At 66.3% G+C, this 18,475-nt stretch carries 18 protein-coding genes; 9 read left to right on the forward strand and 9 right to left on the reverse strand.

Annotated features, from left to right (window positions below; all coding sequences use genetic code 11):
• Nucleotides 1-692 precede the first annotated feature (692 nt).
• Together VAE54_RS08320 and VAE54_RS08325 are read left to right on the forward strand one after the other, a co-directional pair.
• The gene (locus VAE54_RS08320) at nt 693-1,109 is read left to right on the forward strand and encodes a hypothetical protein (RefSeq protein WP_322801490.1); all 417 of its coding nucleotides are present in this window, start codon (nt 693-695) and stop codon (nt 1,107-1,109) included.
• A complete protein-coding gene (locus VAE54_RS08325) occupies nt 1,106-2,167 on the forward strand; it encodes a bacterial transcriptional activator domain-containing protein (RefSeq protein WP_322801491.1) in 1,062 nt (353 codons plus the stop codon). Before VAE54_RS08320 ends, VAE54_RS08325 begins: the two co-directional genes overlap by 4 nt.
• Here VAE54_RS08325 and VAE54_RS08330 read toward each other — a convergent pair.
• From VAE54_RS08330 to VAE54_RS08355, 6 genes are all read right to left on the reverse strand, one after another.
• A complete protein-coding gene (locus VAE54_RS08330; RefSeq protein ID WP_322801492.1) occupies nt 2,115-2,777 on the reverse strand; it encodes a TrkA family potassium uptake protein in 663 nt (220 codons plus the stop codon). The two genes, VAE54_RS08325 and VAE54_RS08330, sit on opposite strands and share 53 nt — an antisense overlap.
• Nucleotides 2,778-2,780: 3 nt before the next feature.
• On the reverse strand, nt 2,781-3,179 hold the full coding sequence (locus VAE54_RS08335; protein ID WP_322801493.1) for a TrkA family potassium uptake protein: 399 nt from the start codon (nt 3,177-3,179) through the stop codon (nt 2,781-2,783).
• A gap of 80 nt (nt 3,180-3,259) precedes the next feature.
• Complete coding sequence (locus tag VAE54_RS08340; RefSeq protein WP_322801494.1) at nt 3,260-3,499, reverse strand: NIL domain-containing protein; 240 nt, start codon at nt 3,497-3,499, stop codon at nt 3,260-3,262.
• 34 nt (nt 3,500-3,533) lie between these two features.
• A complete protein-coding gene (locus VAE54_RS08345; RefSeq protein ID WP_322801495.1) occupies nt 3,534-4,091 on the reverse strand; it encodes a universal stress protein in 558 nt (185 codons plus the stop codon).
• Between the two features lie 19 nt (nt 4,092-4,110).
• Entirely contained in the window at nt 4,111-4,311 is a 201-nt protein-coding gene (locus VAE54_RS08350) for a hypothetical protein (RefSeq protein ID WP_322801496.1), read from the reverse strand.
• A 12-nt stretch (nt 4,312-4,323) separates the two neighbouring features.
• On the reverse strand, nt 4,324-5,868 hold the full coding sequence (locus tag VAE54_RS08355) for an APC family permease (RefSeq protein ID WP_322801497.1): 1,545 nt from the start codon (nt 5,866-5,868) through the stop codon (nt 4,324-4,326).
• 331 nt (nt 5,869-6,199) lie between these two features.
• On the opposite strand from VAE54_RS08355, the gene VAE54_RS08360 reads away from it, so the two are divergent.
• From VAE54_RS08360 to VAE54_RS08375, 4 genes are all read left to right on the forward strand, one after another.
• Entirely contained in the window at nt 6,200-7,735 is a 1,536-nt protein-coding gene (locus tag VAE54_RS08360) for a YifB family Mg chelatase-like AAA ATPase (RefSeq protein ID WP_322801498.1), read from the forward strand.
• Nucleotides 7,736-7,992: 257 nt separating this feature from the next.
• Nucleotides 7,993-8,775, forward strand: a complete 783-nt coding sequence (locus VAE54_RS08365; RefSeq protein ID WP_322801499.1) for a hypothetical protein — start codon at nt 7,993-7,995, stop codon at nt 8,773-8,775.
• 27 nt (nt 8,776-8,802) lie between these two features.
• The gene (locus VAE54_RS08370) at nt 8,803-9,393 is read left to right on the forward strand and encodes a 5-formyltetrahydrofolate cyclo-ligase (protein ID WP_322801500.1); all 591 of its coding nucleotides are present in this window, start codon (nt 8,803-8,805) and stop codon (nt 9,391-9,393) included.
• 18 nt (nt 9,394-9,411) lie between these two features.
• On the forward strand, nt 9,412-10,725 hold the full coding sequence (locus VAE54_RS08375) for a hypothetical protein (RefSeq protein WP_322801501.1): 1,314 nt from the start codon (nt 9,412-9,414) through the stop codon (nt 10,723-10,725).
• 180 nt (nt 10,726-10,905) lie between these two features.
• On the opposite strand, the gene VAE54_RS08380 is transcribed toward VAE54_RS08375, so the two are convergent.
• From VAE54_RS08380 to der, 3 genes are all read right to left on the reverse strand, one after another.
• Nucleotides 10,906-11,502 carry a helix-turn-helix transcriptional regulator gene (locus VAE54_RS08380; RefSeq protein WP_322801502.1) on the reverse strand — a complete coding sequence of 199 codons (597 nt, stop codon included), beginning with the start codon at nt 11,500-11,502 and terminating at the stop codon, nt 10,906-10,908.
• A gap of 321 nt (nt 11,503-11,823) precedes the next feature.
• Nucleotides 11,824-13,086 carry a hypothetical protein gene (locus VAE54_RS08385; protein ID WP_322801503.1) on the reverse strand — a complete coding sequence of 421 codons (1,263 nt, stop codon included), beginning with the start codon at nt 13,084-13,086 and terminating at the stop codon, nt 11,824-11,826.
• 47 nt (nt 13,087-13,133) lie between these two features.
• On the reverse strand, nt 13,134-14,519 hold the full coding sequence (gene der, locus VAE54_RS08390) for a ribosome biogenesis GTPase Der (RefSeq protein WP_322801504.1): 1,386 nt from the start codon (nt 14,517-14,519) through the stop codon (nt 13,134-13,136).
• 229 nt (nt 14,520-14,748) lie between these two features.
• Between der and VAE54_RS08395 the strand changes: the two genes are divergently transcribed.
• The 3 genes from VAE54_RS08395 to VAE54_RS08405 all read left to right on the forward strand — a co-directional run.
• The gene (locus VAE54_RS08395; RefSeq protein WP_322801505.1) at nt 14,749-15,561 is read left to right on the forward strand and encodes a carbon-nitrogen hydrolase family protein; all 813 of its coding nucleotides are present in this window, start codon (nt 14,749-14,751) and stop codon (nt 15,559-15,561) included.
• An 85-nt stretch (nt 15,562-15,646) separates the two neighbouring features.
• On the forward strand, nt 15,647-16,243 hold the full coding sequence (locus tag VAE54_RS08400) for a CDP-alcohol phosphatidyltransferase family protein (RefSeq protein WP_322801506.1): 597 nt from the start codon (nt 15,647-15,649) through the stop codon (nt 16,241-16,243).
• Nucleotides 16,240-18,475: ATP-binding cassette domain-containing protein (locus VAE54_RS08405; protein ID WP_322801507.1), on the forward strand; the 2,236-nt coding region annotated here is incomplete at its 3' end. The genes VAE54_RS08400 and VAE54_RS08405, both read left to right, overlap by 4 nt.

The following is an 18,475-nucleotide window of genomic DNA, read 5'->3' on the forward strand; positions in this document are numbered from 1 at the left end:
TGGTCCCCATCGATGAGGGATCGGTCTGTCCCGATCGTGGGGGGACAGGGGCCGGTGGCCCGGATAGGTTGGAGCCAGCGGGGGATGGAGCCGGTGGAAGGGGCAAACCTTCCGGCGATCCTCCCTTTCCTTTGAGAATCGATTTCGATTCTGTCCCGCCGGCGCGGGCCGGTGTCCCCTTCAGAGGACTTCCCCGGTGGCCTCGTGGTAGGCCAGCACCGGGAGGTCCAGGTGTCCCGCCAGTCCCCCGTGGGGCGGGCCAGGGGTCTTCGCAAGCAGGATGCCCGGGGCTTTTTCCCCATCTTCCGGAGGGCAGCATAGAGGCCGGGCCTGTTGCCGCCGGGCAGGCGGAAGGCGAGAAGCAGAGTCTGGATCTCACCCCCATTGATTTGGAGGAGGGCGGCTGGCGAGGGAGGCAGAGGCGCGATCGCTTCGCATCCAATCGCGCGCAGCGCCTGGCAGAGGGCCGTCTGTCGGAGCGGGCAGGGCTCCACGATCCCGACGATCCCCATGGGTCCTCCCCGGCTTTCTCCATAAAGAAATACCCGGCCTCTCGCGCCCGGGTTGGGGTCTGGCGATTCTGGATTTTCCACGGGGATCGTGATGCCATCGTGACAGAACACGCCCGAGAATGTTAGAACTCCCGACAGATTGGGCGAACGGCGGCATGTCCCGACGAAGGGAGGCGGCGGATGATTCCGATGGCTTTCGATGAGGCCGGTATACCGGTCTTCGCCCGCCCATCGTGGTGCATCCGCCTCTTCGGCGGCCTGGAAGTGGAGGGCCAGGGCCGTTCGCTGCCGGCCCTGGCGCGACAGCCCCGGACAGGGGCGCTGCTGGCCTTCCTGGCCCTACATCCCTTTCGGGCTTTCTCGCGGATGGCCCTGGCGGAGATCTTGTGGCCGGACCTGGACCCGGTGTCCGGGATGGGGGCGCTGCGGGCCGCGCTCTATCGCCTTCGACGGGGGTTCCGGGGCCTCCGGTTCCCGCTTCGGGTCGACCGCGCCCGTCTCGCTTTCGCTCCTTCGACCCCATGGTGGACGGACGTCCAGGCCTTCATGCTGCTTCTGGAGCGGGCGCGGAAGGCGCCTCCCTGCAGGCCCGGGTGATCCTGGAGGCGGCGGTTGCCCTCTACACCGGGGATCTGCTTCCGGAAGGGGAGGCGCCCTGGGTGGTGGGCTGGCGGGAGCGGTTGCGCGGGCGGTTCCTGGAAGCCTTCGATCGCCTGTGGCGCCTTGCGGAGGGGATGGGGGATCTCCGCGATGCGGAGCGGTGGGCGGAGTGTTTATTCGATGAAGAGCCTACTTGCGGGAAGGCGGCCCGCTTCCTGATCCGTCGGGCGGAGGGCCGTCGCGATCTCGAGGCCGCGCGTCGCTATGCGGCTCGCTATCGCCAGGCATGCCGGGCCGCCGGGCTCGCCCCGGATCCGGGGGTGACCCCGGAGGCCTGGCGCGGGATCCGCGCCTCAACCCCGCTGGGCCGTCTGCTTCAGGCCCTGGGCGAGCTGGCCCGGGAGGTTCCCGCCTTTCCCGTGGAGGATCTTCGTCAGATCCTTTTGAGGGGGGCGGTTCAGGCCGCCGAGGCGGCCCTCGTCCGTGGGGCGTATCCGGAGGCGGCGCCTTGGGCGATGGCCGCGCTCCAGCTGCTCACCCCGCAGACGCCGGCGGAGTGGGCCTGGCGGGCGCGGTGTGCCGTGGATGCCGTTGCGGATTTTGAAGGGGATCGGGACCGTCAGGCGGCCAATTTGCGGGCGATGCTTCGCCTGGCCCGCCGGATGGGGGATCCGGCCCGGCGGGCCAGGCTGGAGCTCCAGCGGGGTCGTCCGGCGGCGGCGGAGCGTCTCCTGGCGGCCGCCGAGGCGGTTCTCGCCGTGGATCCCCGGCATCAGGCCATGTTGCGGCGGTTGCGGGGGCTGACGGCGCTGCGCCGGGGCTGGTTCCCGGCCGCCCGCGATCATCTGGAGGCGGCCCTCGCGCTCCTTCCGGAGGATGCGCCGGTTGTCCATCGGGCGGCCATCCTGAACGGCCTGGCGGTGGCGTGGCGCACCTTCTGGGAGGAGACCCCCTTCCTGCGACCGCCGGCTTTTGACGAGCGGAAGCGGTCGGGCGCCGGCTTCATGCTCCCAGCAGTAGCTGTCGCAGAACCGGCTCGCTCTGAGGGGTCGTGACAGCCAGGATCTCGTCCTCTGCCCGGAGAATGGTTTCCCCGGAAGGGATGAATGTTTGATCCCCCCGCACGACCATCACCACGAGCGCATCCGCAGGGATCCCCAGCTCCCGCAGCGCCCGTCCATCGGCTGGAGCGCCGGGGGCGACTTTGCCCTCGACCAGCTGGATCCCGCCCCGGCGCAGGGCCAGCAAATGCACCAGGGAGCGCAGGGGAAGGGCCCGCTCGATCTGCGCCTGGATGATCTCGGTGGTGGAAACCGTCACATCGATCCCCAGGCGGGCGAAGATCTCCGCGTTGCGCGGATTGTTGATGCGGGCGATGGTCCGGGGGACGTTGAATTTGCGTTTGGCGAGCAGGCAGACGACGAGGTTATCCTCATCGTCCCCGGTGACCGCGATCACGGCATCGGCCCGGTTCATCCCCACCTGGGCGAAGGTGCTGGAATCACATCCGTCGCCCACCCACACATGATCGGCCCCCAGTTCATCGATGAGAAAAGCCGCGCGACGGGGATTCTTTTCGATCAGCAGGACCTCATAGCCTTCGGCCAGCAGGGACTTGCTCAGGTAATAACCGACCTTTCCACCGCCGACGATGATCAGATACATCGATCATTCCTCCAGGCACTTTCGGATGGCCTCGACGGCCAGCGCGGTCGGAGAGACCGTTTTCAGGCCCAGCTCCTGGAAGATCTCGGCCCGGAGCGGATCGTTGAGCCGGGTGATCACCCGGGGGACGCCGAAGATCTCCCGGGCGACCTCCGCCGCCATGATGTTGGTGTTATCGTAGCCCGTGACGGCGATGAAGGCATCTGCCCTTTCAATGCCGGCCCGACGCAGCACCTCAGCGTCGATCCCCATTCCCACCACGGTCTCCCCGGGGAAATCCGGCCCCAGCGCTTCCAGAGCCTGCCGCTCTCGATCGATGACAATGACTTCATGACCATCCTGGGCAAACCGCCGGGCGAGATAGGCGCCCAGCCGACCGCAACCTAAGATCACGATGCGCATAGGTCCTCTCCATCCCCTCGATCCAGCGTCTGGGATCTCCATTTTGCACAGCTCCGACGAGGTGGGGGAAAAGCGATCCCTTATCCTTGTTCCATCATCTCCACCAGAACGCCCTGCTTCTGGATCCACGCAAGGCCCTCCTCCACGCGATCGGAGGGTCCTTCCAGATCGACCACCAGCCAGGCCTCGGTGGCCTCCACGTGGGCGCGGCGGATATTGACCATCAATCCGAACCGCTGGATCAGCCGGTAGAGCAGGGGCTCATCGATGAGCGAAGGCGGGTAAATCAATTTCACCCGCCGCTGGATCGTCTGATCCATTGCCGCCTCCTCTGGTCGGGGCAGGTGGATCTGCTCATTCGACAATCGGAGCCTTTGCGACGATCACCTCGCAAGAGGCCCGCCGCATCACTTCATGCACGGTCCGGCCCAGGCCGTCGCTGGATGCCCGCCGTTTGAGCCCAATGCCCATGATAATCTGGTCCGCCCCGACCTGGCGGGCCACGCTGAGGATACCTTCCGGCGCCGAGCGGTGCCGCACCAGGCGGATCTCCGGTTTCAGCCCGTGCTGCATGGCGATGAAGCGGGCTGTCTCCAGGGCCCGCTGTCCGCGCTCCTCCAGCTCCGGCAACGGCGTATCCAGGGGAACCGTATAGGGGATCTCCAGGACATGCACCAGGACCAGACGGGCATGCTGACGCTCACCCAGCCGGCAGGCCAGCTCCACCGCGCGCTCCGAGTAGATGCCTTCAACGATCGGCACCACGATACAGCGGGCGGCTTCCACCGAGTAGATCGCGCGGGCCACCTCCATCGGCATCGGGCGAGGCACCCGGAGCATCCACATCAGGGTGGAGATCAATACGATCAGGAAGAAAAGCGCCAGGAAAATACCCAACGGATGTCCGCTCATCCCCGTTCCCCTCGACCGTTCACTTCCGATAGCGATGGATCTCCAGCCAGCTCTGCCAGCGATGGGCTCCCAGGGCTGCCATCAGCACCCCCACGATCACAGGCAAAAACAGGCTCGAAACCGCCAGGCCCTGGGCCAGCACCAGCCAGAGACTGCGCCCGATGATCACCAACCCCAGGGCGATCATCAGTGTCGCCAGAACTAAGCGGAAAGCCCCCATGGGTCTATCCCCTTACGCCTCCTGTTGCGATCGTCGTCGGCGCTCCAGCTCGATACGGAAACGTTCCAGCAGATCCCATTCCCCTGTCTCCTCCAGGATGCGAAGCTGCTGCGCGTCCCAATCTCGATCCAGATTCCCCCACACGGGCTTCCCGGTTCGCCTTCGATACCACGCATAATACAGCACCCACAGCGCCACCCAGGCGGGCCCGGCCACCCGCGCGATATCGTGGGTCCACAGCACCACCAGCACCATCAACCCGGTCCCGATCACCCCCAGGATCCCCAGAACGGGGATCTCCGCCTCTCCCCAGCGGATGTTCAGCGGCACCCGATAGGGCCGGGGCACATGCGGCTCCTTCACCCGCAGCGCCAGCAGGGCGATCGTGCTCAGGAAGTAAGCCAGCATCGCCCCAAAGGCATACATATTGGCCATCGTCTCCAGTGCCCGCCGCCCGCTCAAAAACGCGAACACCGCCTCGGCCGCCGCTACCCCCGAAAAGAACAGGATCGAACGCACCGGCGTGTGGAAGCGAGGATGAACCCAGGACAGTCCTTCCCCGATCAGCCCCAGCTCCGCCATACTGTAGGCCAGCCGGCTGGCTCCCATCACCCCTGTGTTCGCCGAAATCAGCACAATCGTCGCCGCCAGCACCGCCGCCGCTGGCCCCGCCAGAAACCCCACCAGCGGCAGCTGGATTGCCAGCCGCGCCACCGGATCCCCTTCCCGCGCTGCGATCTCCTGCCATGGCAGGATCCCCAGCGATACTGTCGGGAAGGACATCGCAAACAGCAGCACAATGACGATGAGGGCCAGGGAGGTGCGGGGGATCACCGTCGCCGGCCGGATGGTCTCCTGCGCTGCCTGGGATACCGATTCCAGCCCCACATAGGAGATCACCGCAATGGAGACCCCGTACAGCAGCTGATGGAGGGAAGGGAACTGAGTCTGCCACTGGTGAAGGAACAGCTCCGGCCGCCAGGCGAAGGCGAAGCCGATCAAAATGATGCTGCTCTCCATCACCAGATCTAATGCCCCCAGCACCTCGTTGAACAGCGAGGATTCCCGAATCCCCTTGATATTGAGGAGGGCCAGCAGCAGGATCAGGACCAGTGTCTCCCCCAGCCAGATGAGGTTCACCTCATGAAACGGCCCCAGGTTTGTCTGGAACTCCCGGAACTGGGGGAAGAAGAAGTTGATGTAGCCGGCGGAGGCCATCGCGAACAACGCTACATCCACCGTGTAGTCCAGCATCAGGGCGGCCCCGGCCACCAAACCCCAGAAATCTCCCAGCCCACGCAAGGTGAAGTAGTGCCCTCCACCTGCCACAGGATAGGCCGCGGCCATCTCGGTGTAGGCCAGGCCGACCATGATGTAAACGATCCCCGCGATGAGGAAAGCCAGCGGGGTGGCTCCCTGGGCCGCCGCCATCACCAGACCGAGGGCCACATACACATCGGCCCCCACGTCCGCATAGCCCCAGGTGAAAGACCCCCAGACCGTCACCTCCCGCCGCAGCCCTACATGCTCCCGATGGATCCTCTGCTCCGCGACCATGGGCGGATGCTCCTTGCGCTCTCAATGGATACCCCCGGATCCGAAGCCGGGCCGAGCGGCTTTCGACATCCAGGATGCCTCCAACGGCCCCCGATTTTAATCGGGAAAGCGGAAGGCTGTCAAAAAGCGACCGGGGGATGGGGATCCTGATCCTTCTGGAAACCTAAGACTCCATAAACCCGCTATCATTCATTAGGGGCAGGATTTTGAGGCGGTTCCTCCTTCTGTTCGGGAGGCTTCTTCGAGGGGCGCGCTCATCGGGCGTGGGCCGCAGGGCCCACCGGGTGGAGACGCCGTGGCTTCCGATATTCCACAGCGGGGTTGGGACCCCATGCTCGCGCGATTGTTCAGCGGTGCGCTGATCGGATTGAACGGGGAGCTGGTGACGGTGGAGGTGGATGTCAGCCGGGGGCAGCCCGGCTTCACGATCGTCGGGCTACCTGACGCCGCGGTCCAGGAAGCGCGGGAACGGGTGCGCTCGGCGATCCGCTACGCCGGGCTCTCCTTTCCCCTCGCCCGCATCGTGGTCAATCTGGCCCCGGCGGACCTGCGGAAAGAGGGGCCTATTTATGATCTCCCGATCGCCCTGGGTGTGCTGATCGCTTCGGAGCAGCTTCCCTTTCATGCGCTGGAGGATGCGCTGGTGGTCGGGGAGCTGGGGCTGGACGGGACCGTGCGCCATGTGCCGGGGGCGCTGGTGATGGCCGCGCTGGCCCGGGATCGGGGCGCCCGGCGCCTCTTCGTTCCTGCGGCCGATGCGCCGGAGGCCGCCCTGGTGCCCGACCTCCAGATCTATCCGGTGACCAATTTGCAGGACCTCATCGCCCATCTCCTCGGGCAGAAGCCGATCCCCCCTCAGCCCCCCACGCCGCTGGACCGCTGGGTGGACCCGCCGCCGGCGGTGGATTTCGCCGAGATCAAAGGCCAGGAGCATGCCAAGCGGGCACTGGAGATCGCCGCGGCGGGCAACCATAATCTCCTGATGGTCGGCCCCCCGGGCACCGGAAAGACGCTGCTGGCCCGCGCGCTCCCCGGCATCCTCCCCCGCCTTTCGCTGGAGGAAGCGCTGGAGGTGACCCGGATTTACAGCGTGGCGGATCTGCTCTCCCCAGAGGCTCCGCTGATCCGCCAGCGGCCGTTCCGGGCTCCCCACCACACCATCAGCCACGCCGGTCTGGTCGGCGGCGGGCGTTTCCCGCGCCCGGGAGAGGTCTCCCTGGCCCATCGGGGCGTCTTATTCCTGGACGAATTGCCGGAGTTCGACCTGCGGGCGCTGGAGGTGCTGCGCCAGCCCCTGGAGGACAAGCGCGTAGTGATCAGCCGGGCCGCCGGGACCCTGGAGTTCCCCGCCGCTTTCATGCTGGTCGCCGCGATGAACCCATGCCCGTGCGGTTATTACGGGGATCCGCTGAAACCGTGCACCTGCTCCCCCTCCATGGTCGCTCGCTACCAGAAGCGCTTGAGCGGCCCCCTGCTGGATCGCATCGACATTCAAATCGAGGTGCCCCGCGTGGAGTTCGAGAAGCTCTCCGATGACCGGCGGGGGGAGCCCTCCGCCCAGATCCGGGAGCGGGTGGAACGCGCCCGGGCGATCCAGCAGGCGCGTTTCCACGGAACCGGGATCCTCTGCAACGCGGAGATGGGGCCCGGCCATATCCGGGCCTACTGTCGGATGGAGCCTCAGGCCCAGGCGCTGCTGAAAACGGCGATGCAGCAGCTCCATCTCTCCGCCCGCGCTTACCATCGCGTCTTGAAGGTCGCCCGCACGATCGCGGACCTGGAGGGCTCGGACCTGCTGCGCGCCCATCACCTGGCGGAAGCCCTCCAGTATCGATCCCGCTGGCCCATGGGCGGGTCTTATCCGTAAGCCCAGCGCCTGGGCATCGCCACAGCGATTCTGGGGCTTCGCATTGCCGGATCCGGCGAGGGAGGAGGCTCTCCCAGCGTCCTTCCTCCCTGTGCTCCGTGCCTCCGTGTGAAAACCCTTTCCGGCAGAGGATCCCGCGGCCATCGCGCCGGGCCGGAAACCGGCGCAGTTGCGGGAAGCCCGGTGGGCGCTTTATCTTCCAGAGTCAGCAAGCGCTCGGTGTGATCGCTCCGGAGCTCATTCGGAGCAAGGAACCGGTGGCGTTGCCGGGGTATCCGGATTTCTGGGGGAAACTCCGAAAGGCCCATCGGGAGCGTCGGACCCGTCTGGGGCTGGCGCTTCCCATCCGCGTGGATCGCATGCCCGCGCCGATGCTGCGGGTGGATGATCCGGTCTTCCCCTTCGGCCGGATCATGGTGGATACGGTGGGCGATGAGGTTTGCGCCTATGCCATCCCGGTGATGTCGTTCCTGGCCGAGGGGGCCGCGGGCATGGTGGCCATGGAGCGCCTCATCCGCTATCTGCCGGACGGCCTCCCGATCTTGCTGGATCTGCGGTGGCGGGATCCCGGATCCGCGGAACGCTGCGCACGGGCCGCTTTCGAGGTGTGGGGCGCGGACGGGGTGACGGTGGCGCCGGAGTTCCCGGCGGAGGCTGCCCACGCCTTCACCGCTTATCGAGGCGGGGCCATCTTCTGGTGGGTCGGTGAAGCGGGAGAGCTGCCCCAGGCCCGGCGCCACGCTCGGGACGCATGGGCGCGGGGGATCCCGGCCGGCCTGGCCCTCAGCGTCCTTATGGAGATCCCGGCTCATGAGCTCGAAGGCCTTCCCTGGATCGCGCTGGATGTCCCGCATCCGTCCGCGCTCTCCACGATGGCCTCCGCGCCGCCCCCGGCGGTGGTTTTCGTGGGGGAGCCGATCCTCTATGCCTCCCGGCGTATGGATTTCCAGGAAGCGGCGCGGGAGGCGGCGAAGCAGTGGCGGCAGGAAGTCGCCGCTCATTTCCCAGTGGATGAACCCTCCAGCCGTGTCTGCGGGTAGATCAGGAATCATTCGGAGGAGCCCGAGATGCCTCCATCCCCCTCCTCGGAATCCATCTCTGCGATCAAGCGGGCGTTGCGGGCCCGGTGGTTGGCGGAGCGGATGGCCCTTCCCCCGGAGGTGGTCGCCGCGGTCAGCGAGGCGATCCGGCGCTATATCGAAGCATGGCCCCCTTTCCACACGGCCCGCACGGTGCTCGCCTATATGGCGTTTCGGAACGAAATCGATCTGACGCCTCTCCTGGAGTCCCACCCGGAGAAGCGCTGGGCGTTGCCCCGCATCGCTGCCCCCGGGGAACTGGCCCTTCATCTTTATCATCCCGGCGCGCTCCAACGGCACCCCTATGGCATGCTGGAGCCTGCGCCGGAGTGCCCGATGGTGGATCCGGAGGAGATCGAGGTGGCTTTCATCCCCGGCGTGGCTTTCGACCGCCATGGGTTCCGGCTGGGTTATGGGGGAGGGTATTTCGATCGCCTGCTGCCCCACCTGAAAGGGCGGACGGTGGGGGTCACCTACGCCCGTTTCCTGATCGATGCCCTCCCTCACACCCCGGAGGATGGGCGGGTGCAATGGATCCTCACAGAAGCCGGCTGGCTCCAGGCCCAGGCCCCTGAGTAAACTGAAGGAGCATCCCGCATGTCGCTCCCTGAAACCCTCCTGGGCATCGGGATCGGCATGGGGTTGAGCGGGCTGAGCGCCCTGATCCCCGGGCTCCATCCTTACAACCTGGTCGCCGCTATGATCTTCGGTCTCCCGCGGAACGGATGGCCTTTCCCCGAAGACCTCGGATGGGGGCTGGGGATCGGCGTCGCCGTGGGATACGCCTTCTTCCACCTGGCCCCGGCCGTGTTCTATCAGACTCCCGATGAAGGGGCGGCCGGATTGCTCCTGCCAGCCCAGAAGGCGCTCCGGGAAGGCTGGGGGCTGGAAGCCGTCTGGTGGTCTGGATGGGGCGCGTGGGGCGCCTTGCTTCTGATGTGCCTTTCCGCTCCCCTCTGGCCGCGCGGATGGGCCGTGTTGCGGGCGGTGTTGACGCCGCATATGGGCTGGCTCCTGCTGGCCATTACCGCCTTTATGCTGCTCTCCGAATGGCCCTGGGGCTATGAGCGATTGCCCACGCCCGGCCAGCGCCTGCGAGCGGTCTGGCTGCGCCTCGGGTCGGGCCTGCTCACGTTCCTCCTCTCGGGATTGCTGGGCGTTCTCCTCCTCTCCCGGAATCCGCTCACCGGTCCCTTGGCCCACCAGCCCCTCGTCCCCGCCTTCCTAGGCCTGTTCGCCATCCCCGGGCTTGTGCAGGGGCTGATCGGATCCCGGCCTCCCCAGGCAGCGGCTGGGGAGAAGCCCCTGTTGCCGGGAGTCTGGATCCGCGGGCTGGGCGCCGGGTTGCTGGGCGGGGCGTTTGCGGTCATCTTCCCGGGCGTGACCGCCGGGATCGGTGGACTGCTGGCCGGCCACGCCACCGCCCAGCGGGATGAGCGGGCCTTCCTGGTCTCTCAGGGCGCCGCCCGCGCCTTTTACATCATCGGGAGCTTCTGGTTGCTCCTCCTGCCGGATGCGCCCACCCTGCGAGGCGGGCTCAGCGCGATGCTGGCTCCCTGGGTAGGGCCCGCCACTCCGGCGCGGTATGCGACCGTGGTTGGGGCTACGGGACTTGCCGGGGCGCTCGCTTTCGGGCTGCTGAGGCCTCTGGCCCGGGGGATGGAGAAGTGGTCAGCGCATCCATCCTGGCGTTGGGCTTACGCAGGAGCGTTGGGATTCATCCTGCTGAGCACAGGCGCTCTGGGGGGATTCCCGGGGGTCTGCGTCCTCGCGGCCGCTGCCGGCATCGGGTGGCTGCCGGGGCTCACCGGGAGCCGTCGCCTGAACACCCTGGGAGTGGTCCTGATCCCCCTGTTGCTCCGGAGGTTCGGGCTGGAAGGAATGATCGGACAGGCGCTGGGCCTCTATTGATGCGCCCATCCGCACAAAATGAAGGTCCTTCCAGAGGTTGAGAGCCGGGTCGACTCCCAAAGCCCACGAGAGGAAACCCGCTGTGGCCTCCCGGGATAAGGCATCAAACATCCCTTTACAGGCCCTCGGGGCCTGCTCGGGCCACTGCGGTGGTCGCAGGAAGGCCGGCGCAGAGGAACCTCAAGCGGCTTCGGAACGGATGCGGTACCGGCAGGCTGGATCGCCGTGGACGATGCATGAAACCCGTTCGGCCGGCGCTCCGAACAGCTCCTCCATCAGCGCGGCATCCAGCGCGCAGAGCTCCTCTCGCTCCCGGGCGACCTCCAGATAGGGACAGTTCCGGATCTCCACCCAGATTGGCCTGTCCCCCGATGCCTCCAGTCGGGCCAGATAGCCCTTCTCATTCAGGAAAGCGATGGCGGCAGAGAGCCGGTCCCGGCCGATCCTGCCATGAAGATGGGCTTCCTGGCTCATGCGGCAGGCGACCTGTCGGATTTTGTCCGGGGACATGGTGAGGGGGAGAAGGTGGCGGACCAGCCCTTCGTAGTTTCGGGGGAACAGGCGGTTTGCCGCCTCGGTGAGGGTGAAAACAATACGTGGACGACCGCGCCCGTTACGGAGCGTGCGAACCTCGCGGATCAGGCCATCTGCTCGAAGCGCCCGGAGGTGATGTCGGATGGTCACCGCCCGGAGATCGAGTTGGGTGGCGAGTTCGATGGCCGTGGCTTCCCCTTTCTCGCGCAAAATCTGCAGAATGCGAGTCCGCGTGTCCGACATGGGCCGCCTCCTGAGGGGCAGGAAGGCTGATGCCTGCCCGGGATCTGCGCATCGCCGACCACCCTGCCACCCTTTCCATGGAAAAGCATAACGGAAAGCGAGGCGAGAGGTCAATGGACGGGGCGTTGCGGTTTAGAGGTTCGGACAGCAGGGAAGATCGGCGGTCAGCGTCTCAGTGGCCTGGGGGGGCTGCAGTGCTCCTCCCGCTCCGGAACCCGCTCCCGGTGGATTTCGCGCGAGGGTTGCTTGAACGGTCCTCGTATCTGGGCCCCATCGTACAGCTGGCCGTCCGGCAGGAGGCCGCCAGGCCCGACATGGCTCTCATGGCCCTTCGATGAGGACTCGATGGGGATCCACGCGGTTGTTCAGGGGAGCGATCTCAACGTCTTCGTGGATCAGGCCAGCCCAGAAGTAGAGGGGGTTGCGCGGCGGCACATAGGTGATCCGGATGCAGCCGGTCACGAGGGCCGTCCGGCCCGCCGGCAGGTAATAATACGGCCGTCCATCGATGATCCGCACCTCGAGATCCTCCGGGCGGCCCACCGCCCAGCGGAAGGGGTAGTTCCGCAGGGAGGTGTCGAAGTCGATGCCCACCCGCCAGGCCCCGGATTCCTCCGCCCAACCCTCGGGGCGGCCCGGCCGTGGCGCGTTAAAGGTCTGATCCAGATCATAACACGTCCCGGGGGGCGGCCCGCTGGTCCGGATCGGGACCGAGCCGTAGTTGTGCACGGTCAACGTGAAATAGAGAAAGCCGCCCAGGTTAACGGGGATGTAGTCGCCGGTTCCGGAGGAGATGTCGGAACGGAATTCCACTCGTCCGTTGAGGATCTCCGCCCGCGGCACGCCGCCCTCACGGATGGTCAGGGTCCCGGTCGCCACATCCCGGAGTCCCAGGGCGTCCTCGGCCACCGCGTAGACCGTGTAGGTCCCGTCAGGCGGCGGCTCCTGGCCCCGATCGACGCCGGCGTCGTAATCGAACACATGGCATCCGGCTTCGCCGGGCTTGCGCAGCTGCACTTCCTTGCGGGGAACCGGATAGCGGACGCCATCGGTGCCTTCCAGGTAGACGGTCAGCTGCGCCGGCCGGTTGACGCAGACGTTGATCGTGGCCCGGTCGCTCAAACCGTCCCGGTTGGGCGTGATCTCGGGGGGCGAGACGCTGAACCCGGTGATCTGGAGGGGCTGAGGGTTTGATCCGCGGATGGTGAGGGTGCCGGTGATGCGGGCCGTTTCCGCCGCATCCCGCGCTTCCACCACCCAGGTGTAGCGGCCATCGGGGAGCAGCTGGTTCTCCACCACGCCGTTGAACAGCACCTCATACTCCCCCTGGGGTCGGCGTTGTTCCTTCCGGAAATAGTGGGGCGCGCCATCCGCCCCGAGGAAATAAATCGAGACGGTGGCGTTGCGGCTCAAGGCGTAGCGGATCACGACCACATCGTTATGGCCATCGGCGTCCGGCGTCAGCAGATCCGGCGTCACCGAGGCCGCGCGCAGCAGCGGCGCGGGCTGGCAGGCGATCAGGAGGGCGAGGGCCAGCCCGGCGCCTATCCAGAACCGAAATCCCGGAGCGAAGATTCGGAGCATTCGGATTCCATCCTGAGCGCTCTGCATACAGGCTTCACCCGAACGGACTATGATTCCCGTTCATGGCCCCGGAAGACCAGGCGAAGGGGGGTTCCAGTGAAGGGATACCGGGCGCGGATCCGATTCTCCAGATAGCGCTCATACGAGAAGTGAACCAGGTCCGCGTCGTTGACGAAGAACACGATCGTCGGCGGATCGGTGCGGGCCTGAGTGACGTAATAGATCTTCAGCGGCCGGCCTTTTCGAGAGGGTGGGGGCTGTTCCTCCAACGCCTCGCGGATGAGCCGGTTCAGCTCGGAGGTGCTCAGGCGCATGTGCCGCTCCTGATACACCTGGAGGGCCAGGGGGAGCAATCCCGGAACCCCATAGCCGGTTTTCGCGGACACAAAGCGGATCGGCGCGTAGTCCAGGAACTTCAGGGTCTGGCGGATGTGCTGAATGAAGTCTTCCGGCTTCACCCGGGGCCGCCCCTGCTCGTCCAGCATCAGGTCCCATTTGTTGACCACCAGGATCACGCTTCGCGCTTCATCCACCGCTATCCCGCCGATCACCGCATCCTGATGGGTGACGCCCTCCTTTGCGTCCAGAACCAGGAAGACCACATCGCTTCGCTGGATCGCGCGCAGGGCCCGCAGGACGCTGTAGCGTTCAATGCCGGGCTGGATCTGCCCCCTGCGTCGGATCCCGGCGGTGTCGATGAGGATGATCCTCTTCCCCTCCCATTCGATCGGCGTATCGATCGCATCCCGGGTGGTCCCCGGGATCGGGCTGACGATCACCCGTTCCTCGCCCAGGATGGCGTTCAGGAGCGAGGATTTCCCGACGTTCGGACGGCCGACAATGGCGATGCGGATCCCCTCTTCCTCTTCCACCTCGGCCAGGCCCGGGAGGGCGGCGACGATGGCGTCCAGGAGCTCGCCGATGCCGGTGCCGTGGAGGGCGGAGATGGGATAGACTTCGCCCAGGCCCAGCCGGTAGAACTCCACGGCGGCCCCGCGGAGCGTCTCGTTATCCGCCTTGTTCGCCGCCACCAGGACCGGCTTTCGGGTCCGCCGGAGGATTTCGGCCACCGCCTCATCGGCGGCGGTCAGACCGGCCTGGACGTCGACCACCAGCACCAGGACGTCGGCCTCCGCGATGGCGATCTCCGCCTGAGCCCGGATCTGGGGGATGAAGGCGGCGGAATCTTCCGCGAGGGGTTGGGTGGGGCGGAGGCCGGCCTCCGCCTTCGGGGGCAACACCTCCAGCCCCCCGGTGTCCACCAGGGTGAACGCGAAGCCATTCCAGATCACCTCCCCATGAAGGCGATCCCGCGTCGTCCCCGGGCGTTCGTCCACCAAGGCCAAGCGCTGACCGATCAACCGGTTGAAGAGCGAGGATTTGCCGACGTTGGGTCGCCCGACCAGGGCGACCATTGGCTTCCGGGTCGCCATGATGAAACCTGGTTCCTTTTTCTCTTACGAAAAAATTCGGGAAGCCTATCCCTGAAAAGGGATCCGGGTCGGGTCTTCGCATGCTGTGCGGGGCGCATTGCCGCAAAGCGCTGCGATGTTCAGGAGGCCCATGGCCTCAGTATAATAGCAGGAGATCGGTGGGAACGAAAAGATTCCCATCCTGGCTCGATCCAATGGGGTCGGGCTTCCCATCTTTACGGAGGCTTCGATGCGAGAGATCACGGTTGCTGCGGTTCAGATGGATGTGCAGTTGAACGCGGTTGAGGACAATGTGGCGCGGATGGCCGAGTGGATCGCCCGGGTTGCCAGCGAGCAGCGGGTCGATCTGATCGTCTTCCCCGAGCTGGTGACCACCGGCTACGAGTGTGGGGCTCGTTTCACCGAGTGGGCCCAGCGCATCCCGGGGCCTTCCACCCATCGCCTCGCCCAGCGGGCCAGAGAGTTCGGGGTCCACGTGGTGTTCGGGATGGCGGTGCGCGAGCGGGTGGAGACCATCCTGTATAACTCCGCGGTGGTGATCGGCCCCGATGGGGAAACCCTGGGCGCCTATCACAAAGTTCATCTGAAGGGGGAAGAGCGCTTGCTGTTCCGGGGTGGCTATCGGTTCCCGGTTTTCGAAACCGGGTTCGGGATGCTGGGGGTGTTGCTGGGCTGGGATCTCCTGTTCCCGGAGGCCGCCCGGGTGCTGGCGCTGAGCGGGGCGGAGCTCCTGGCGGTCCCCGCCGCCTGGGAACAGCCCCTGCGGGAGGAGTGGCGGATCCTGACGCGGGCACGGGCGCTGGAGAACACGTTCTTCCTGGTGGGCGCGAACCGGGTCGGCAAGGAGGTGACCTATGAGTTCGTGGGCGATTCGCTGATCGTTGGGCCTCGGGGTCAGATCTTCGCCTCGCTGGATGAGCCTACCGAGGGCTATGTGGTGGCCCGCATTGATTTAGAGGAAGTGCGACGACAGCGGGAGGAGCTGCAGGTCCTTCAGGCCCGCCAGCCCAACAGCTACCGTTTGCTGGCGCGGCCGTATTAAGCGGTCCACCCCCTGTAAGGCAACTGCAAGCAGTTGCCCTACGTGGATCGGCCCTCCCCTCCACCCGGGATGCAGGAGGATCGGGATGAACGCGGAACGCTGGCGGGAAGTCGCAGCGCCGTGGCTGACCGGCCTGGCACGTTTCCTGGATCGGCTGGGGATTCATCCCCATGTCCTCACGGTGCTGGGCTTTCTGTTCAGCCTGGGGGCAGGGCTGCTGACCGGGCTGGACCTTCGAGGAGGGGCGGCGCTGTTGTGGGTCCTGGGCGGGTTGTGCGATGCGCTGGACGGCGCGCTGGCCCGTCTTTCCGGAAAGGCCTCGCCGTCCGGGGCTTTCCTGGATTCCACCCTCGATCGTTACAGCGATGCGGCGATCCTCCTGGGCCTGGGGGCGGCATGGCAGCGGGCCGGCGTCGCCTGGGGAGGATGGATCGCTGGCGTGGCCCTGCTGGGCGCCCTGATGGTCAGCTACACCCGGGCGCGAGGAGAGGGCCTGGGGATCTCCCTCCGTGAGGGGCTTTTCACCCGATTGGAGCGCTTCCTCCTCATCCTGGTCGCGTTGCTCACCGGCTGGTATGGGCCGCTGCTGATCCTGTTCGCGATCCTCGCTCATCTCACGGCGCTTCAGCGCACCTGGCAGGCGCTACGGGCGCTGAGCCCCCTGGAGCCTCGTCAGCCATGATCTATGCGGAAGGGCTTCGTAAGGTCTTCGAAACAACCGTCGCGGTGGAGGAAGTCAACCTGGAGGTGCGGCCCGGCGAGATCGTCGCGCTGCTGGGCCCCAATGGGGCCGGGAAGACGACCACGGTCCGGATGCTCGCGGCGCTGCTGCGGCCCACCGCTGGCCGGGCCATCGTGGCCGGCTACGACACGATGGAATCCCCCCGGGAGGTCCGCCGCCGGGTGGGATGGCTGGGGGAGCTCCCGGGCCTCTATCTGCGGATGACCGGTGAGGAGTATTTGGCCTTCTTCGCCGATCTCTACGAGGTGCCGCGCCCGATTTTCCACCAGCGGCTGGAGGCCTGGCTGGATCGGCTGGGTCTTCGAGAGGCGCTGCGCCAGCGGATCGCCACGTATTCCAAGGGGATGCGGCAGAAGCTCGCCCTCCTGCGGGCTTTTCTCCATCAGCCCCCGGTGCTGCTGCTGGATGAGCCCACTTCGGCGATGGACCCGGAAAGCGCGCAGATCGCCCGGGAGATGATCCGCTCCTTTGCCGAGAGCGGCCACGCCGTCCTCCTGTGCACCCATAATCTCTACGAAGCCGAAGCTCTGGCGGACCGGATCGCGATCCTCCACCGGGGGCGGATCCGGGTGGAGGGAAGCCCTCAGGCCCTGCGGGAGCGTTTCATGGGACCGCCGGTCTATGAGCTCCGCCTGGCAGGACCGGTGGAGGAGGCATGGAGGGTGCTCCCCCCGGGCCTGCCCGTGGTGGCCCAGGGGCCGAACTGGATCCGTTATCGGGTTCAGGAGCCAGAAAGAGAGAACCCCCGGATTCTGGCTGCGGTGGTGGCCCGGGGGATCCCGGTGATCTCCCTGGCCGAAGTCCCTCGCCCTCTCGAGACGGTCTACCTGCAGATCTTGAGCGGGGGGCTCTCTGGGGACACCACCGCGTCATCAGCGGATGAGGGAGCCTGTGCGATCGGGAAGCATCGCCCATGTTCCGCAAGCGCCCCTTCCGCCCGCCTCCCCGCAGGGGCAATCCCCCACGAAGGAGAAGGACGGAGCGCTAAGGCCCGAACCGCCGGATGGGATCTCCAACGATGGATCCGGGGAACGTGGGGGGTTTTCCGGCGGGACGTGGTGGACATCCTGAGGGACTGGCGGCTGATGACCCCGCTGGCGCTTCTGCTGCTGATCTTCCCTTTGCTCTCCATGTTCTCCGCCGAGGCGGCCACCCGGTATGTGGCTCAGTTCGGCGCCCAGCTCATTGGCGAGCGGCTGTTGCCCTTTCTGGCTCTGGCGACCGGTTTCCTCCCGCTGACGGTCTGCCTGGTCATCCCCCTGGAGACCTTTGTGGGGGAGAAGGAGCGGCGGACCATGGAGCCGCTGCTGGCCGCTCCGCTAAGCGATCTGCAGCTCTACATCGGGAAGGGGTTGGCAGCCCTGGCGATCCCTACTGCCACCTCGCTCCTGGGGGTGACGATCTATCTCCTCATCTTGATCCTGCGGGGCGCCTGGGTTTTCGACCTTGCCACATGGCTGGCCCTCTATAGCATCCTGTTCCTGCATGCGGTGGTGATGGTTTCCGGAGCCATTGTGGTCTCCACCCAATCCAACAGCGTCCGGGGCGCCAACCTGCTGGCCAGCTTCATTATCCTTCCCATCTCCATGCTCCTGATTTTCGAATCCTCCCTGCTCTTCTGGGGAAGCTATCGAACGCTGGTGGTTGTCCTGTGCGTTCTGCTCATCTACGCGATCCTGCTGGTTCGAATGGGGATCGCCCTGTTCAACCGGGAGCAGCTGCTCAGCGCCGAGTTCGACACGCTGGATCTGGGGGGGATTTTGCGGGGCTTCTGGCAGGCGTTCTGGCGAGGGGACCCGGCTCAGCCGGTTTCCAGCCCGTGGGATCACATCCGGCAGCCGGTGCAGCGCTCCGCCGGGGCGCTGATCACGCTGGCGGCGCTGGGAGGGATGGGGTGGGGGATCGCATGGCTGGGGCTCCCTTCCCTCGGGCTTTCGCCGGACGAGATCCTTCGTCAGCTCCCATCGGTAGGCTCTCCCTCTCCACAGGTGCTGGAGCATGGGGCATGGTTTCCGTTCTCCCCGTGGTGGATCTTCCTCCATAACCTGCGGGCGCTGGTCATCAACACGCTGATCGGCGTGATCACCCTGGGGCTGTGGGTGGCCTTTTACCCGGTGGGGCTGATGGGGCTGATCGGGCTGCTCCTGCGAACCCTCTTCGCCCGCGATCCCC

The organism is Thermoflexus sp. (assembly GCF_034432235.1).
Taxonomy (GTDB): Bacteria; Chloroflexota; Anaerolineae; order Thermoflexales; family Thermoflexaceae; genus Thermoflexus.

What these genes read in the sequence shown, in the direction of transcription:
- VAE54_RS08320 (WP_322801490.1), top strand. Translation starts at nt 693, where the DNA reads ATGATTCCGATGGCTTTCGATGAGGCCGGTATACCGGTCTTCGCCCGC.
- VAE54_RS08330 (WP_322801492.1), bottom strand. Translation starts at nt 2,777, where the DNA reads ATGTATCTGATCATCGTCGGCGGTGGAAAGGTCGGTTATTACCTGAGC.
- VAE54_RS08335 (WP_322801493.1), bottom strand. Translation starts at nt 3,179, where the DNA reads ATGCGCATCGTGATCTTAGGTTGCGGTCGGCTGGGCGCCTATCTCGCC.
- VAE54_RS08340 (WP_322801494.1), bottom strand. Translation starts at nt 3,499, where the DNA reads ATGGATCAGACGATCCAGCGGCGGGTGAAATTGATTTACCCGCCTTCG.
- VAE54_RS08345 (WP_322801495.1), bottom strand. Translation starts at nt 4,091, where the DNA reads ATGAGCGGACATCCGTTGGGTATTTTCCTGGCGCTTTTCTTCCTGATC.
- VAE54_RS08350 (WP_322801496.1), bottom strand. Translation starts at nt 4,311, where the DNA reads ATGGGGGCTTTCCGCTTAGTTCTGGCGACACTGATGATCGCCCTGGGG.
- VAE54_RS08355 (WP_322801497.1), bottom strand. Translation starts at nt 5,868, where the DNA reads ATGGTCGCGGAGCAGAGGATCCATCGGGAGCATGTAGGGCTGCGGCGG.
- VAE54_RS08360 (WP_322801498.1), top strand. Translation starts at nt 6,200, where the DNA reads ATGCTCGCGCGATTGTTCAGCGGTGCGCTGATCGGATTGAACGGGGAG.
- VAE54_RS08370 (WP_322801500.1), top strand. Translation starts at nt 8,803, where the DNA reads ATGCCTCCATCCCCCTCCTCGGAATCCATCTCTGCGATCAAGCGGGCG.
- VAE54_RS08375 (WP_322801501.1), top strand. Translation starts at nt 9,412, where the DNA reads ATGTCGCTCCCTGAAACCCTCCTGGGCATCGGGATCGGCATGGGGTTG.
- VAE54_RS08380 (WP_322801502.1), bottom strand. Translation starts at nt 11,502, where the DNA reads ATGTCGGACACGCGGACTCGCATTCTGCAGATTTTGCGCGAGAAAGGG.
- VAE54_RS08385 (WP_322801503.1), bottom strand. Translation starts at nt 13,086, where the DNA reads ATGCTCCGAATCTTCGCTCCGGGATTTCGGTTCTGGATAGGCGCCGGG.
- der (WP_322801504.1), bottom strand. Translation starts at nt 14,519, where the DNA reads ATGGCGACCCGGAAGCCAATGGTCGCCCTGGTCGGGCGACCCAACGTC.
- VAE54_RS08395 (WP_322801505.1), top strand. Translation starts at nt 14,749, where the DNA reads ATGCGAGAGATCACGGTTGCTGCGGTTCAGATGGATGTGCAGTTGAAC.
- VAE54_RS08400 (WP_322801506.1), top strand. Translation starts at nt 15,647, where the DNA reads ATGAACGCGGAACGCTGGCGGGAAGTCGCAGCGCCGTGGCTGACCGGC.